This window comes from Paraburkholderia eburnea, assembly GCF_002917095.1.
GTDB lineage: Bacteria > Pseudomonadota > Gammaproteobacteria > Burkholderiales > Burkholderiaceae > Paraburkholderia > Paraburkholderia eburnea.
The window spans coordinates 1-14,811 of record NZ_PQGA01000010.1 but is presented as its reverse complement, the minus strand read 5'-3'; the positions used below and the strand labels follow the sequence as shown (position 1 = coordinate 14,811).

The following is a 14,811-nucleotide window of genomic DNA, read 5'->3' as shown; positions in this document are numbered from 1 at the left end:
CGTCTTATTGCGTCAAGTTATGCTTAAGATAATTCGCAAAAACACGCTGGCAAACTCCGGACTGAACCGGAGCTTGCAGAAGAATCAGCGTGGGCGGACCGGACTCAAGGCGCGGAAGCCGACGCAGCCGGTGCGGCCGCCGATGCAGGCAGCGGCGCCGTGCCGGTGTCGCCCGTATCGCTGTTGTCATGGGAACCGGGGATCGATTGTTCGATGCCGGTGCGCACGTACTGCTTGAACGCGGCGCCCGCCGCCCATGGATCGGGCTTGCAACCGATCGAACTGTCGCAATGGGCCGCGAAGCCGATGGTCGTGGTGCCGTCACCGTTGGAAGTCTTCGTGATCTCGTAGGCGAGCGCGCGCTTGCCGCCGCCGGGGCCGGCGGTCTGGATCAGCGAGTCGGTCACGGTTTGCACTTCGTACATCGAATGGCCGCGCACCCAATCCTGGGCGCGTTGCCACCAGATATCGCACTGCGGCTTGTCGCTGCAGGTCAGCGGTGCGGTGGCGATCTGCATGACGTCGGGGTTGACCTGGCCGCGCGGCGCGCAGGCCGCCAGCGCCGCGCAGAGCAGGATCGGCAGGGTTCGTTTCATCGCGTGGGTTCCTCCCTTTAGGGGCGCGCGCTGCGCGGCCCCTCCATGTGTCGTTAGCGTGACTCGTCGGAGTCCCTGCGTGACTATAAGGGATGGAGGCAGGGATGGAAGCGCGGCGGGCGCAGCCCTTGGCATTTGCCGCAAGTGCGATGCCCGCCGCCGCGAACCTGCTGCCGGAAAAACCCGCTTTCAGACGCTGAAGCGATTGAGCGTGTAGGCGCGATAAGCAGCCACGAAGGCATCGAACGAACCGACTTCCTCGCGCTCGAGCTTGGCCTGCGCGTCGAGCGATTCGCGGGCAAGCTGGTCGAAGTGAGCCGTCGTCTGCGCATCGAGCGGACGGGCGAGGAAATCCGCCGCATGACGCTCGCTTTGCGCGAGCGCAAATTGCAGGAAGGTCTGCTGCTGGTCGCGCATCGTCTCAAGCACGCGCGCCGAAGGCGTGAGCGACGCATCGGCGAGCTTCGCGCGCTGGGCCGCGAGCGCGCGCGCATGGGCGTCGCCGCCGTGCAGCGCGTCGAGCGCCGCCGCCGTGCGCTCGATCTTCGCGAACAGCTCCGTCGCCCAGTCCTGCATCGCTACCGGCTGGCCATCGCGCGCGAGCGCGAGGCCCGGCTTGCGCCCTTCCTTGGTGACGAGGCTGAAGTTCTCGTTGGCTTCCGCGTAATCGGCCTCGGGCAAGAGCGGGCTGTCGTCGAGCGCGCAGGCGAGCAGATAGGCGTCGAGAAAACGCGCCGCTTCGAGCGAAATGCCGGTGGGTTCGAACGGGTCGATGTCCATGCAGCGCACTTCGACGTACTGCACGCCGCGCGCGGCGAGCGCATGCAGCGGCCGCTCGCCGGGCCAGGTCACGCGCTTCGGGCGGATCGTCGAATAGAACTCGTTTTCGATCTGCAGGATGTTGGTGTTGATCTGCACCCACTCGCCGTCGCGATGCGTGCCGATCGCCTCGTAAGGCGGATACGGCTGGCTCACGGCCTGCGCGAGCGCGTCGAGATAACCGGGCAGGGTGTCGTAGTCGGCGCGCAGCGCGGACTGGCCCGTCGTGTTCGAATAGCCGAGATCGCTCATGCGCAGGCTCGTCGCGTACGGCAGATAGAGCGTGTCGGCGTCGAGGCTTTGTAGCGTGTTTTCGCGCCCGCGCAGAAAGCGGGCGTCGAGCGCGGGCGAGGCGCCGAACAGATACATCAGCAGCCAGCTCGTGCGGCGGAAATTGCGGATCAGCGCGAGGTAGCGCTCCGACTGATAGTCCGTCTGCGTGGCCGTCGATTGATCGTGCGCATGCAGCACGCGCCACACTTCTTCGTTGAGCGAATAGTTGTAGTGGATGCCCGCGATGCACTGCATGGTGCGGCCATAGCGCAGCGCGAGACCCATGCGGTAGACGTATTTCAGCTTGCCGATGTTCGAGCTGCCGTAGCGCGCGATGGGAATACCGTCGTCGCTCGCGGGCAAAAGGCCCGGCATCGATTCGTTCCAGAGCATTTCGCCGTCGCGCGCGAGCACGCTGTAGACGTAGCGATGCAGCTCGTCGAGCTTGTCGAGCGTGATCGACGCGTCCTGTTCGGCGGGCGTGATGATCTCGATCAACGCTTCCGAATAATCGGTGGTGATCGACGGATGCGTGAGCGCCGAACCCAACGCCGCGGAATGCGGCGTCATGGCGAGATGGCCGTCGCGCGTGACCCGCAGGCTTTCCTTTTCGATGCCGCGCAGACCGCGCGTGAGCGCGTCGCGATGCGGCCCGGCGCTCAGCACGGAAAGGCGCTGCGTGAGAACGTCGTTCGTGCGTGTAGAGGTCGTGTCTGGCATTGAGGGCTGGTCGGGCACTGGCCGGCGGCAACGGCGCTATTGCACGTTATTGCACATAGGCACGCTTCGCTGGCAGGGAATTTTTCGGTAGCGGGCACTTTAACATCTCGCCGAAAGACCTGCTTGAGGCCACCTCGGGCCTGCCTTTGCGGCCGATTTGACATGGCTGGAAGCCAGTGCTGGCAAGGTTTTAAGCGGCTTGCGCAGTACCCGGGCGACGACGGGTGCTGCGTTGCCGAACCCGGCGCTATGGCGTGGATTGCCGCGCGTCAGCCGCCGCGCGCCGCGCCGGCGCGATCGGCGATTTCGTTCCAGAGATGCATGGCCGCGTAGGCGCGCCAGGGACGCCAGGCGTCGGTGCGTGCGCGCTGTTGCGTCGCGCGCACGAGCGCGGGGTCGCGTGCCGCGATGGTCTGCATCAGCACGAGGTCGGTGGCGGGCCACGCGTCGGCATCGCGCCAGGCGCGCATCGCCACGTATTCGACCGTCCACGGGCCGATGCCCGGCAACGCGAGCAGCGCCGCGCGCATGGCGTCGAGCGTGGCGCGTTCAGCCGCAGTGGTTTTGCCGTCTTGACCGGACGCAGGCGATCGTTCGACGGCGACCGCGCCGCTCGCCACGGCGGCCGCGAAGCCCTGTAGCGCCGCGATGCGCTTGCCCGGCATACCGATGCCGGTGAGATCCGCCGCGGCGAGCGCCGCAGGCGTGGGAAAGCGCCAGGCCGTGCGCGCATGAGGGTGACCGGCGATCGGCTTGCCGACCCGCTCGACGAGGCGGCCGACGATCGTCGTCGCGGCCTTCACGCTGACCTGCTGGCCGACGATTGCGCGCACCACCAGCTCGAAGCCCGACCACGCGCCCGGCATACGCAGCCCAGGAGCGGCGGCGACGAGCGGTCCGAGCCACGGATCGCCGCCCAGACCCGCGCCGATCGCGGCAGGATCCGCGTGAATGTCGAACACGCGTGCAAGCGGCGCGGCGAGCGCGGCCGCATGCACGCTTACTGGCCCGTCGATCCGTGCGACGAGGCAACGCTTGCGCGCATGGCGGCGCACGGCAAGCGTGCCGCTCGCGCCGTCGAAGTCGATCGCGCGCAGCCACGCGCCGTCCTCCACCGCTTCGACGCCTGGCGTCGCGCGGCCCGCGAGGAAGCGCAGCATGCGCGGCCAGTCGTAGGGCGCGCGAAACGGTAGTTCGAGCGTGGCGTCCGCGGCTTCGAAGGGTTCGACGGATTGCTGGACGGCGCTCAAGCAGCAGTCTCCGGCGGGTTGTCGGCGCGCTCGCGCCGTTTGAGTCTGGTAGTGGGCTGCACAGCTTCCTGCAGCACATGGACCTCGCCCGCGCGCGCTTCGGCGTCGATCAGCGCGGCCTTGCGCTCAAGTCCCCAACGATAGCCCGCGAGCGAGCCGCCCTTTTGCACGACGCGATGGCACGGAATCGCCAGCGCCACCGGGTTCGACGCACACGCGCTCGCCACGGCGCGCACCGCGCGCGGCGAGCCCACGGTTTCGGCGATCTCGGTGTAGCTGCGCGTCTCGCCGTAGGGAATCCGCTGGAGCGCGTCCCAGACGCGTTGCTGGAACGCCGTCGCGGAAAGGTCGAGCGGCAACTCGATGCGCTCGCTGCGGCCGTGCAGATAAGCGTCGATCTGCGCGACGAAGGGCGCGAGGCCTGCGGCATCCTCGACGCATCGGGCGTTCTCGAAATCGGCGTGCAGGCTTTCGCTCAAGGCTCTCGCGCTGTCGCCGAAAGCGATCCGGCAGATCCCCTTGTCGGTCGCGGCGACGATCACATGCCCAAGCGGCGTGGCCGCGTCCGCATAGCGGATCGTGAGGCCCGCGCCCTTGCGCCGGAATGCCGAGGGCGCCATGCCCAGCTCGCCCGCCACGCTCTCATAGAGCCGCGACGACGAGTTGAAGCCCGCATCGGCGCTCGCGCGCGTGACGTCGGCGCCCTGGGCGAGCGCGTCGCGCAGGACCGCGCCGCGCCGGGCGGCCTGATATTGACGCGGCGAGACGCCCAGCACGCGCTTGAAAAGACGCTGCAGGTGGAACGGGCTCAGATGCACCGCCTCGCCGAGTCTCGCAAGCGTGAGGCGTTCCTGGGGATCGGCGTCGAGCGCTGCGCACGCGCGCTGCACGATTTCCAGTTCGCGCGGCAAGCCGCCTGGCTGGCAGCGCTTGCAGTCGCGGTAGCCAGCGGCGCGCGCGCTATCGGCATCGGGGAAGAATTCGACGTTTTCGGGACGCGGCAGACGCGATGCGCAGGAAGGGCGGCAGAACACGCCGGTCGTGCGCACGCCGTAGAAGAACTGGCCGTCGGCGCGGGCATCGCGTGCGGCGACGGCGTCCCAGCGCGCGGTATCGCCGGAGGTGTCGAGGCGGGCTGGAGCGGTGGACGGGACAGCGTTCATGTCATGACTCCTGGTGAGAGCAGATTCGATGGTCCCACTGTAGACGCTCGCACAGGCGCGGGCGCGCCGGATCTTGCGCTGTCGTTCGGCGCGCATTCAGCCGCTATTTTGCCTCTTTGGGCCATGCCGGTTACTCGACGACTCTGCCCCGTTCAGAGGCGGCGTCTGCACGCAAGCAGGGCGCTGCGACAATTTGGCACCATTGCGGGTTTTCCCTTAAAAACTTGTTGCAACGCGTCAGACCGCTGTGTATAGTGGTTCTTGTCTCCTCCATGTCTCCTCCTGATATGGATTAAGCCCGCTCACAGCAGCGGGCTTTTTTTCGTCCAGCGTTTTTGCACGCGCCGCACCTCCCTTCCCCTGCCGATTTCCTTCTACACTGCCTGGACGCACTCACGCGCACCGCAACGGTGGACACCATGCAGATCCGGATTCGCGAAATTGACCATGTGGTGATCCGCGCGGCGGACCCGGCGTCCATGACGCGCTTTTACTGCGAGGTGCTGGGCTGTCGCGTCGAACGTGAGGAACGCGAACTGGGGCTACTGCAATTGCGCGCGGGGCGCTCGCTGGTCGATCTCATCACGGCGGGCGGGCCGCTGGACCGCAACGCGCAAGGCGGCGCGGGCCGCAACATGGATCACCTCTGTCTGCGCGTGGAGCCGTTCGACGGCGAGGCGCTGAAGGCCTGGCTCACGCAATCCGGCGCGCGTCCCGGCGAGGTGGTCGAGCGCTATGGCGCCGAGGGTTTCGGGCCGTCGCTGTATCTGTTCGATCCGGAAGGCAACATGATCGAACTCAAAGGGCCGCCCGCTGCCTGACCTGCAACAGCGCCGCGACCGCCTCTTGCCTTAAACGTTCTCGGGCGCCTTGTACACGGTCCACTCGACCGCTACCGGCTCGCTCTTCTCGCTGCCGATCCACGCAGCGCCGTCCTGGACGGTGCACTGCAGCCGCATGGTGCGCTCCGCGAGCTTGCCGAGGGAAGCCGCTACGCCCTCGCCCAGCGACCAGACCGTGACGTTGCGCAGCCGCTCGACCTTGCTGCGCACGCCTTGCCACCAGATGTCCGAGGTGCGGCCACCATAGGCGATCACGATCACTTCTTCCGAGCGCCCGCTTGCCTTGGCGATGCGGCGCTCGTCCGGCTGACCGACTTCGATCCAGGTCTGGATCGCGCCCGTGTAGTCCTTGCTCCAGAGATCCGGCTCGTCGATGTCCGACAGGCCCTTGCAGAACTCCAGCCGCTCGCCCGCGAACAGCGCGAAGGCGGCGATACGGACCATCATGCGATCGTCGGTTTCGGAGGGGTGGCAGGCGATCGTCAGCGCATGGTCGGCGTAGTAATGCCGGTCCATGTCCGCAATCTGCAGTTCTGCCTTGAAGATGGTCGATTTAAGTGCCATACCGAATCCCGCGCCGCGCAAAAGCCGCACATGATAGCGAGTTCCAGCACGAACTGTGCCGCAATCGTCAGACAGCGCCGTGCCGGGTCATCTGGCATGGTCTGACACGAAAATGACGGCGCCGTGACGCCTGAACAGCGAATCCGGTGTTTCTGCTCGCGTGGGTGCTACTGCTTGATGAAGCGATCGCTGGTCCAGAGGCCTTGATCGTCGGCGTTCGCGGCATTCACGAATTCGACGTCGTGGCCATCGACGCGCACGACGCGGAACGTCTGGTTTTCCGGCGTCGAGAGGCAACGGAAATCGGCGAAATATTCCTGCATCTGCTGATGCTCGCCGGCCTGCTCATGCAGGGACACGGCATCGAGCTTGTCCTTCGAAAGGCAGCCGTACGAGCCGGGCTTAAAGCGCACGGTCTGCTGCGGTTTGACCGTGACGTCCTGCGCCTGGGAGGAAAAAGCGCACAGAAGTCCGGCGATGAGCACGGCCATCGTGGAAAGCGTTTTCATGATTGCCTCCTCGCTCCCGACTCTGGTGGAGAGCGTCGGGAATGCTTGTTCAGGTTAGCTATGTATTTAACTTCTGTTCCCGAGCCGACTTTCTGAATCTATAAGACGGTGGGCGAAGTGCAAGGATTTCTTGTGTGCGGGCGCAACGGGGTGGCGCGTCTTGCGGACTGGCGGCCTTATCGGCTGTGGCTGACGCGGTGCACATAGCTTGCTTGTCCGGATGTGCCAGAGCCGGTCCAATTAGCCGGCGGATACAGAAGAAAATCGATGCCAGGCGCCCTCTTGCGCTGCCGGAAACTTCGTGGATAAATCGGATCTCCCTATGACACAGAAACACAGAACGCGGAGACCGACATGACCCTTGCCCACTGGCTGCCGTTTGCGATCGCATCCGCCATTCTCGTCGCCATTCCGGGGCCGACGGTGCTGCTCGTCGTCTCCTATGCGCTCGGCCACGGCCGCCGCTACGCGCTCGCGACCACGGCCGGCGTCGCGCTCGGCGACTTCACTGCGATGACGGCTTCGATGCTTGGCCTGGGCGTCATCCTCGCCGCTTCCGCCACGCTTTTCTCGATGCTCAAGTGGGTCGGCGCCGCCTACCTGATCTACCTGGGCATCAAGCTCTGGCGCGCGCCCGTCATGACCGCCGAATCAGCCGACACTTCCGAAACGCGCGCGGGCCGCATCTTCGCGCACGCCTACGCGGTCACCGCGCTCAATCCGAAGAGCCTGATTTTCTTCGTCGCCTTCGTGCCGCAGTTCATCGACCCGCACGCCGCCGCGCTGCCGCAAATCGTCATCTTCGAGGCCACCTTCCTCGCGTTCGCCACGCTCAACGCCTTTGGCTACGCGTTGCTCGCGGCGGCCGCACGCCGCGCGGTGCGCAGCCCGCGCGTGCAGCGCGTGGTCAATCGCACGGGCGGATCGTTGCTGATCGGCGCGGGACTGTTTGCGGCCGTCTGGAAGAAGTCGGCGGCCTGACGCGCGTGCGCTGGTGCTTTCGCCAACGCGGCAATCGCCGGGCACGTCGCCTGCTAGAGCGATTGCGTGCGGCGGCGCACCCTGTTCCGATGAATCAGTCATCGCCCGCAGTACAAGTTGTAGCTTTCCGGCTACAATGAACTCGCAACCGCTTGACAACCAGGAGGTTATCGTGATCGAGCACGTAATACTGGGCGCGTTTCTGGTCATCCCCCTCGTCATTGTCGTTTTTCTGTTCTCGGACGAAATCCTGGAGGAGCATCGGCAGCGCGTGGAAGCGGGTGCACCCCATATCGACTGGCGTCATCCGCTGCGTAGCATCCTGCACCACTGATTCGCTGCATGAATGGCAGTCCGGTTTCTCGCCGGGCTGCCGTCCATGCGCCGCGCGGAGGGCGCGTTTGATCGTCGGAGGGACTCGTGGAATTCGAGTTCTCCTGGATGACGTATTTCGTCGCCCTGTTCGCGCTGATGGTTTGCGCCATCGCCCTGTCACTGCTGTGTCCCGGCGCTGGCAGGCGTCGCGATGCAGCGCCTCCTGCGTCTGAACCCGACGCGAAATCTGACACGCCTGAATCCACCTCGCCGCCGCGCGCACCGTAATTCATCGGCTGCGTAATTCGTCGTTACGACTTGCAGCACCTGTATCCGGGCTTCGCGGCGACAATCGCTCGCATGTTTTCAAAGGTTCTCGAGGAGAACAACATGCGTAAGATGGCAGCCGTACTGGTGGTGGCGGGATGTGTGATGGCGGCCGGTCCGGCCAGTGCGCACGATCGCGGCGGCGATGTGGTGGGCGCGCTCGTCGGCGGCGCGCTGATTGGCGCGGTAGTGGGCGCCGCGATCAACAGCGGCCCGGCCGTGGCCTACCAGGCACCGCCCGTCTATGCCGAGCCGGCCCCGGCGCCCGTGCCGGTGTATGCCGAACCCGCTCCTGTGTACGCCGCGGCTCCCGCGCCGTCCGGTTGCTACGACCGGTATTCGGGACGTTACGTGCCGTGCGCACCCCAGCAACCGGCCCCGCCGCCTCCGCCGAACGGCTATGGCGACGGCTACGGACAGCCCGGCTGGTAATTTCCGATCGAGGCGAAGCTGGCTTGTCCCTGCGTGCTCAGGTTCAGGCCAGCACTGCCTGCTCGACCGGCGTGATCTGCAGGTTCAGTTTCTGCGTGAGCCGCACGATGGTGAATTCGACCGCGCGGCCGATACGCGAAGCATCGAGCAGACGCTGAAGCGCATCGATTCCATCGACAGCCACGCCGTCGATCGCGACGATCGTATCGTCCACGCGCAACCCGCCCAGCGCGGCGGGACCGCCCTTCACCAACTCCATCACGCGCACGCCGCTCGTTGCGCCCAGCTCGAAAAAGCGCTGGACCTTGCGAGCGATCGGCACGGTCGTACCCGCGATACCCACATGCGCACGTCGCACGCGTCCATGCGCGAACAGTTGCGTGATGACCCATTTCGCCGAGTCGATGGCCGTGGCAAAGCAGATCGCCTGCGCGCCCGGAATGATCGCCGTATTCACGCCAATCACCTGTCCCGCCGAATTGACAAGCGGGCCGCCCGAGTTGCCCGGGTTGAGCGCGGCGTCGGTCTGGATCACGTCGTAAATCATCCGCCCCGAGTTCGAGCGCAACGATCTGCCCAGTGCCGAAACCACGCCCGTCGTCACCGTCTGCGTCAGGCCGAGCGGACTGCCCACGGCGATCGCGATCTGGCCGACGCGCAGCTTCGCCGATTCGCCAAGATCGGCGTGCGGCAGGACTTCGGAAGCGCCGATGCGCAGGACGGCGAGATCGGTGCTCGGATCGTCGCCGACCAGATCGGCGTCATAGGTCGAGCCGTCGGCGAGCGTCACGCGCAGCGCATTGGCGCCATGCACGACGTGGCTGTTGGTGAGCAGATAGCCATCGGGCGTGAACAGAAACCCCGAGCCGCTGCCGCCGCGCGCCGCGCCCGGGCTCCCGGAAGTCGCGCGGCGCTCGACGGCAATGTGGGCGACGGCGTGATGCACGCGCTCAAGCGCGCCGACGACGGTTTGCGAATAGGCGTCGAGCAAGGCATCGTCGCCGTGAGAACGAGTGCTCACGCTATCGGCCCTATTGGCTGACAGGTCGCGCGCGAGATCGTCGATGAAGGATGGACGGCTTCCCACGATCAGAATTCTCCGATGAAAGTGCGCCGTACATGCAGGGGTTGCAGGTTGATTTCAAGAGGCGTGCGCCAATCCCGTACGCGACGTGGAAATGCCTCTGTAAGGGGGCAGATTGACTCGGGGTAAGGAAGGTCAACGATTGTTAAATCAAACACGCGGAGATTGAAGCGCTACGTGCGAGCTACGACAATGGTTTCGCGGCGACGTCCCCTCGCGCCGTGTAGTCAGTAGTTGGCAAGCTCTTTCGCCGCGGCCCCTGCCGCGGCTATTTTTTTGCTGCCGTCGCGCCAGAAGTGATAATCGGCCATACCCGCGACTCAAAAGAAAAAAGCCCGCACTTTGGCGGGCTAATCCATGCTCGGGTTACATGGCGAGGTTAATCAAATCGATAGTGCGGCGCCCTTTCCTGGCGCGTTGCGCGCTGGCCGGCTAATCAGGCTGCGAGGCGCGGCTCAAGCTGAAGACGTTCGAGTTGCGTCATCAGCGAATCGATCGTACGAAACTGGGTTTGCGAGAGCTGGGCCGAGTCGAGGAGGTTCGACAGGCGGCGGTGCCAGTACTCGACGGAAAGAATCGGGACCGTGCCGTCGGTCAAGAGTGACGGCACCATGACGCGCATGATGTGCGCAATTTCCTGGTCGATGAACATCATTTTGTTAGCTCCCCGGTGTGCTTCAGATCTCATTTTTGAATCTGTGTTGTCACTCTAGTTTGCCGGTAGCCGGTGACTAGCTATCACAACAGATAGGGCGCTGGGAAGTACGTTCGGGTGACACGTCGGAAGCCCGCCAGAAGGCGCTTTCAGCGCCTTCGTCGATTGGTTGACAAGCTTGAGCCAGGAGATTTCCTGGTGTTGCAACGTTGTCCTTAATGTCGCCAGCCGTGACCGTAATAACCGCCGACGCCGACCCCAATATCGACTGCAGGCGCCGCGTAATAACCTGGCGCGTAACCGTAACCATACGCGGGGGCCGGCGCATAAGCGTAAGGCGGGGCCACAACACAGCCCGCGAGCGTCGCAGCACCGACGGCGGCAATCAAGGCGCAAAAGAGTCGAATCGTTTTCATGGTGTTCTCCCGTATGCCTTTATTGTCGGCAAAAGCGAGGTTTGAAAACGAAACGATGTGTGACCGCTGGTTACGGCGGTAAAGATCGAAGGCCGTGGCACGCAGGCCCGGTGTAACCGGATGTGATCAATTCACAACCCTTACCAATGGCTGACGGCGCGACCTGTAAGTGTGCTACAGCTTGATTTGTTCGAACTGTCCGGCGCCGAATCGCCAGGGTATTCGAAACGATGCGCCGCCTTTAATGCGCCGACTCTGCTCCATCACGGCCGGCCACCACTTAACCAGATTGTGTGCCTTGTCCCAATGACGCCGTTCTGCCCATTGACGGTGAAGCACAAACACAATCAGACCTGATTGGCGAAGTGCACTGCGCTCGAGGTCGTTTTTTCGCAAGCCATCTTGAGACAAAACGACCCAACGCCCCTCGCTACCGAGAAATGAGATCCAATCATGATCTTTGGTAGTCGGCGCAAATTTGTCTCGCAGATGGATAACGTCTTCGACCGAGTCTTCAACCTTGCAAAGCTCGCGCACTGCATGCGCGAGATGCATCGAAAGATTGTTGTCGAAGAAATATCTCATGCGACCAGCCGCTCATAGCGGATAGCCGCGTCGACAGCAGAAAGAGGAATGCTGTACAGCGAGGCGGCCATTTTTTTACTCTTTTCCGCTTTGTATGTCTCAACGATGAGATCGGTTCTTATTCCATATTCAGAGAGAACCGGCTTTCCGAACGAGACCTCCGGATCTAGCACTACCGCATGACTTTGCTTTAGCGGAAACCATCGCTTCGCATGCCCCTCAGCGGTGAACTCGATTCCCGCATAAAGCTCGGGCCGGACGATGTGCTCGAATACAAGCTGACGCCTCACAAGATCGGTAAGTTCGAGTTCTCCATGATCGCGCAATGCTTCATAGAATACGGACTTTCCGTCAGTCAGGAACCGGTTGGCAGTGAACGGGTAATCGGATCCAAAGATCGCTTTTGCGTTCTCTATCGCTGCCCGAATTACGCGTAGCGAGACATTATGGTTGCGAAACGCTTTCACGACTCTCAGTTCGAGCAAGTCGCGAAAGCCGATAACCTTCTGGTCGAGTTCTGCCAGTTGTGTCGTCCAGAGTGGTGGCTTGGCGCCTTCCTTGGATGTATAGCCGAACAGCCACCGGCTCACTTCGCGCGCGTCGGCGCCAGTGAGCCTCTCAGCTTCCTTCAGCGTGTATAGGCCAATTCCGGTCAGATCCATGAAAGCATTCTAACAGCGACACTAGTCGGCGCTGTTTCCCCCAGAGCAACGCTCCGTGACCATTGTCATGCCGTAGTCAACAGCATTAGGATCGCAACCGCAGCTTCCCGGTGTACCCGGGCAATTGCTTACTTCCCGATGCAGAACCGACTAAAAATCACGCCGAGCAGATCGTCTGACGTGAACTCACCCGTGATCGAATTCAGCGACTCCTGCGCGAGCCGCAGTTCTTCCGCGAAGAGATCGAGCGATTGCGCGTTCTGCTCCGCATGGGCCGTTGCCTGAGCGAGGTGCTCGCGCGCCGCGCGCAGCGCGATCAGATGGCGCTCGCGGGCGAGATAGACGCTCTGGGCGTCCGCCTGCCAACCGGCGATACGCAGCAGTTCCGCGCGCAGGAGCGCGACGCCGTCACCCTGTTTAGCCGAAAGGCGCACTTCGCATAGCTCGGCGCCATGATCCATCGTGCGCTTTGCCACTTCGGGCGCCACGTCGGTCAGATCGGTTTTGTTCAGCACACGCACGACCGGCACGCCCGCCGGAAAACGTGCGGCGATCGTATCGTCCTCCGCCGTCATGCCCACACGGGCGTCGAGCAGATGCAGCACCACGTCGGCGCGGCCAATTTCGCTCCACGTGCGCTCGATGCCGATCTTCTCGACTTCATCTTCGGTCTCGCGCAGGCCCGCCGTGTCGATGATGTGCAGCGGGATGCCTTCGATCTGGATCGTCTGCGAGATCTTGTCGCGCGTGGTGCCCGCCACCGGCGTGACGATCGCGAGCTCCGCGCCCGCAAGCGCGTTGAGCAGCGACGACTTGCCGACGTTGGGCTGCCCCGCGAGCACGACCGCTAACCCTTCGCGCAGCAGCGCACCCTGACGCGCTTCGGACAGCACATGGTCGAGCTGTGCGCGAATCGCGCCGAGCTTGCCGCGCGCATCGGCGGCTTCGAGGAAGTCGATCTCTTCTTCGGGGAAATCGAGCGTCGCTTCCACGAGCATGCGCAGCGTCACGACGTTGTCCACCAACGCATGAATGTCGCGCGAGAACGCGCCGTCGAGCGAGCGGCCCGCCGAACGCGCGGCGGCCTCCGTGCTGGCTTCGATCAGGTCGGCGACGGCTTCGGCCTGGGCGAGGTCGAGCTTGTCGTTGAGGAACGCGCGGCGCGTGAACTCACCCGGCTCGGCCAGACGCAGACCGAATGCGCGGCCCGCTTCGATGCAGCGTTGCAGGACCAGTTGCAGCACGATCGGGCCGCCGTGGCCCTGCAGTTCGAGGACGTGCTCGCCCGTGTACGAATGCGGCGCAGGAAAATACAGCGCGATGCCGCGGTCGAGCACGGTGCCCGCGCCGTCGAGGAACGGCACGTAGCTCGCATGGCGCGCGGCCAGCGTCTGGCCGGTCAGCGCCTGCATGAGCGCATCGGCGGCCGCAGCGCCCGCGCGGCCGGCCGACACTCGCACGACCCCGATTCCGCCGCGACCGGGCGCAGTGGCAATGGCGACGATGGGATCGGTATCGGTGGCGAGCATGGCGGGTGGAATCGAGGTGAATCGGTGAGATCGGGATGGAGACGGTGCGGTGCGCTCATGCGTTCTGGCGTGGACGCGCAAAGCTGCGTGAATTGTAACGCGTGGCCTTTCCGAGCCTCGGTCCCAAGCAGGATCGAGAATTATCCGAATTTATCTCGAATTAGATAAGCGTTGTCTTAAGATTCGCGGTCGAGTCCAGGACAAAAGACGGCATAGGAGCGAAAAATAAGCGGTCAGCCTGTCTCTTCACTCATACGACAAATTGTTGAGGTAGTTGCGTTTTCAGGCGATTTGTAGCTTTTGTGAGCTATATGTAGCTCAACTGGTTGTCAACTTCGACGAAAGCCGATTGCACAATCAGTGTCATGCCAACCCCTGAAGAAAAAGCCGCCTTCGCCGAACGTCTTAAGTTCGCCATGAAGCGCGCGCCCGAAAAACTGCGCGGCAGCACCGATCTCGCGAACCGGTTCAATCTGCGCCATCACGGCGACCAACCCGTCTCGCCACAAACCGCTCACAAATGGCTGAGCGGTCGCACCATTCCCACGAGCGACAAGCTGGAAACGCTCGCCGAGTGGTTCGACGTGGATGTGCATTGGCTCCACTACGGTCCGTCGCCGGGCAAGACTTCGCCCGCTGTACCCAGACCGCGCAAGCACGACGACAAATACCCGCTTTCCGAGGAAACGCTCGAACTCGCTTCGAAGATCGAGTCGTTGAGCGCGCATCACCGTTATCTCGTGGAAGAGCTGGTTACGCAGTTTTACGGCGGCCCCGAGAAGACCTAGATACCGGACTCGGGCCAGTATCGCCCGAGCGCGACGCAATCCGCAAAGTGTCAAGTCCTGGAATAGGTTGACACTATTTTGCGTCCCTGAACGCCCGATGCACCGCATCGGGCGTTTTGTATTGAAGGGCGGTGTGTGGCCGTTCCTGGTTGTAGATACGTACCGATTGCTCAACCATCTTCGCCGCCTGCTGCAGGTCGGCGGGCCGCTGTAGCAGGAATTCGCCTTTGAGAATGCCGTTGACCCGCTCGGCCAGTGCGTTCTGGTAGCAGTCGTAGCCGTCCGTCATCGAACAACGCAA

Annotated in this window: 19 protein-coding genes; 6 read left to right on the top strand and 13 right to left on the bottom strand. The window is 63.7% G+C overall.

The genetic code is table 11. From position 1 onward, the window contains the following. Nucleotides 1-104 precede the first annotated feature (104 nt). From B0G62_RS18380 to ada, 4 genes are all read right to left on the bottom strand, one after another. A complete protein-coding gene (locus B0G62_RS18380; RefSeq protein ID WP_103705654.1) occupies nt 105-596 on the bottom strand; it encodes a hypothetical protein in 492 nt (163 codons plus the stop codon). A 189-nt stretch (nt 597-785) separates the two neighbouring features. After that, nucleotides 786-2,408, bottom strand: a complete 1,623-nt coding sequence (gshA, locus tag B0G62_RS18375; protein WP_103705653.1) for a glutamate--cysteine ligase — start codon at nt 2,406-2,408, stop codon at nt 786-788. A 269-nt stretch (nt 2,409-2,677) separates the two neighbouring features. Beyond that, entirely contained in the window at nt 2,678-3,568 is an 891-nt protein-coding gene (locus B0G62_RS18370; RefSeq protein ID WP_103705808.1) for a DNA-3-methyladenine glycosylase family protein, read from the bottom strand. A gap of 86 nt (nt 3,569-3,654) precedes the next feature. Continuing rightward, a complete protein-coding gene (ada, locus tag B0G62_RS18365) occupies nt 3,655-4,821 on the bottom strand; it encodes a bifunctional DNA-binding transcriptional regulator/O6-methylguanine-DNA methyltransferase Ada (protein WP_103705652.1) in 1,167 nt (388 codons plus the stop codon). A 419-nt stretch (nt 4,822-5,240) separates the two neighbouring features. On the opposite strand from ada, the gene B0G62_RS18360 reads away from it, so the two are divergent. Next, complete coding sequence (locus B0G62_RS18360) at nt 5,241-5,642, top strand: VOC family protein (RefSeq protein ID WP_103705651.1); 402 nt, start codon at nt 5,241-5,243, stop codon at nt 5,640-5,642. A 30-nt stretch (nt 5,643-5,672) separates the two neighbouring features. Here B0G62_RS18360 and B0G62_RS18355 read toward each other — a convergent pair whose 3' ends face one another. After that, complete coding sequence (locus tag B0G62_RS18355; protein WP_103705807.1) at nt 5,673-6,227, bottom strand: YaeQ family protein; 555 nt, start codon at nt 6,225-6,227, stop codon at nt 5,673-5,675. Between the two features lie 167 nt (nt 6,228-6,394). Continuing rightward, nucleotides 6,395-6,736, bottom strand: a complete 342-nt coding sequence (gene sap1 / locus B0G62_RS18350; protein ID WP_103705650.1) for a surface attachment protein Sap1 — start codon at nt 6,734-6,736, stop codon at nt 6,395-6,397. A 354-nt stretch (nt 6,737-7,090) separates the two neighbouring features. Between sap1 and B0G62_RS18345 the strand changes: the two genes are divergently transcribed. The 4 genes from B0G62_RS18345 to B0G62_RS18335 all read left to right on the top strand — a co-directional run bounded on the left by B0G62_RS18345 (nt 7,091) and on the right by B0G62_RS18335 (nt 8,791). Beyond that, nucleotides 7,091-7,717, top strand: coding sequence for a LysE family translocator (locus B0G62_RS18345; protein ID WP_103705649.1), 627 nt, complete (start codon nt 7,091-7,093; stop codon nt 7,715-7,717). Between the two features lie 172 nt (nt 7,718-7,889). Next, nucleotides 7,890-8,051, top strand: coding sequence for a hypothetical protein (locus B0G62_RS31735; protein WP_027815941.1), 162 nt, complete (start codon nt 7,890-7,892; stop codon nt 8,049-8,051). Nucleotides 8,052-8,137: 86 nt separating this feature from the next. Further along, nucleotides 8,138-8,320, top strand: a complete 183-nt coding sequence (locus B0G62_RS31360; protein WP_146055326.1) for a hypothetical protein — start codon at nt 8,138-8,140, stop codon at nt 8,318-8,320. Between the two features lie 102 nt (nt 8,321-8,422). Then, complete coding sequence (locus tag B0G62_RS18335) at nt 8,423-8,791, top strand: ecotin precursor (protein ID WP_181315609.1); 369 nt, start codon at nt 8,423-8,425, stop codon at nt 8,789-8,791. 43 nt (nt 8,792-8,834) lie between these two features. Here B0G62_RS18335 and B0G62_RS18330 read toward each other — a convergent pair whose 3' ends face one another. The 6 genes from B0G62_RS18330 to mnmE all read right to left on the bottom strand — a co-directional run bounded on the left by B0G62_RS18330 (nt 8,835) and on the right by mnmE (nt 13,722). Continuing rightward, nucleotides 8,835-9,878, bottom strand: coding sequence for a S1C family serine protease (locus B0G62_RS18330; protein WP_103705648.1), 1,044 nt, complete (start codon nt 9,876-9,878; stop codon nt 8,835-8,837). Between the two features lie 433 nt (nt 9,879-10,311). Then, on the bottom strand, nt 10,312-10,530 hold the full coding sequence (locus B0G62_RS18325) for a hypothetical protein (RefSeq protein ID WP_103705647.1): 219 nt from the start codon (nt 10,528-10,530) through the stop codon (nt 10,312-10,314). Nucleotides 10,531-10,745: 215 nt separating this feature from the next. Next, nucleotides 10,746-10,946: a hypothetical protein gene (locus tag B0G62_RS18320; RefSeq protein WP_103705646.1), complete on the bottom strand. Its 201-nt coding sequence runs from the start codon at nt 10,944-10,946 to the stop codon at nt 10,746-10,748. A 174-nt stretch (nt 10,947-11,120) separates the two neighbouring features. Next, nucleotides 11,121-11,531 carry a PIN-like domain-containing protein gene (locus tag B0G62_RS18315; RefSeq protein ID WP_103705645.1) on the bottom strand — a complete coding sequence of 137 codons (411 nt, stop codon included), beginning with the start codon at nt 11,529-11,531 and terminating at the stop codon, nt 11,121-11,123. Further along, the gene (locus tag B0G62_RS18310; protein ID WP_103705644.1) at nt 11,528-12,193 is read right to left on the bottom strand and encodes a DUF433 domain-containing protein; all 666 of its coding nucleotides are present in this window, start codon (nt 12,191-12,193) and stop codon (nt 11,528-11,530) included. The genes B0G62_RS18315 and B0G62_RS18310 overlap by 4 nt, the downstream gene beginning before the upstream one ends. Before the next feature lie 128 nt (nt 12,194-12,321). After that, nucleotides 12,322-13,722 carry a tRNA uridine-5-carboxymethylaminomethyl(34) synthesis GTPase MnmE gene (gene mnmE, locus B0G62_RS18305; RefSeq protein WP_103705643.1) on the bottom strand — a complete coding sequence of 467 codons (1,401 nt, stop codon included), beginning with the start codon at nt 13,720-13,722 and terminating at the stop codon, nt 12,322-12,324. Nucleotides 13,723-14,087: 365 nt separating this feature from the next. Here mnmE and B0G62_RS18300 point away from each other — a divergent pair, with 365 nt between their 5' ends. Then, nucleotides 14,088-14,510: a helix-turn-helix domain-containing protein gene (locus B0G62_RS18300; RefSeq protein ID WP_103705642.1), complete on the top strand. Its 423-nt coding sequence runs from the start codon at nt 14,088-14,090 to the stop codon at nt 14,508-14,510. Between the two features lie 73 nt (nt 14,511-14,583). Here B0G62_RS18300 and B0G62_RS18295 read toward each other — a convergent pair. Further along, nucleotides 14,584-14,811, bottom strand: a 228-nt coding sequence (locus tag B0G62_RS18295; protein WP_146055325.1) for an integrase core domain-containing protein, incomplete at its 5' end; no start/stop codon positions are given.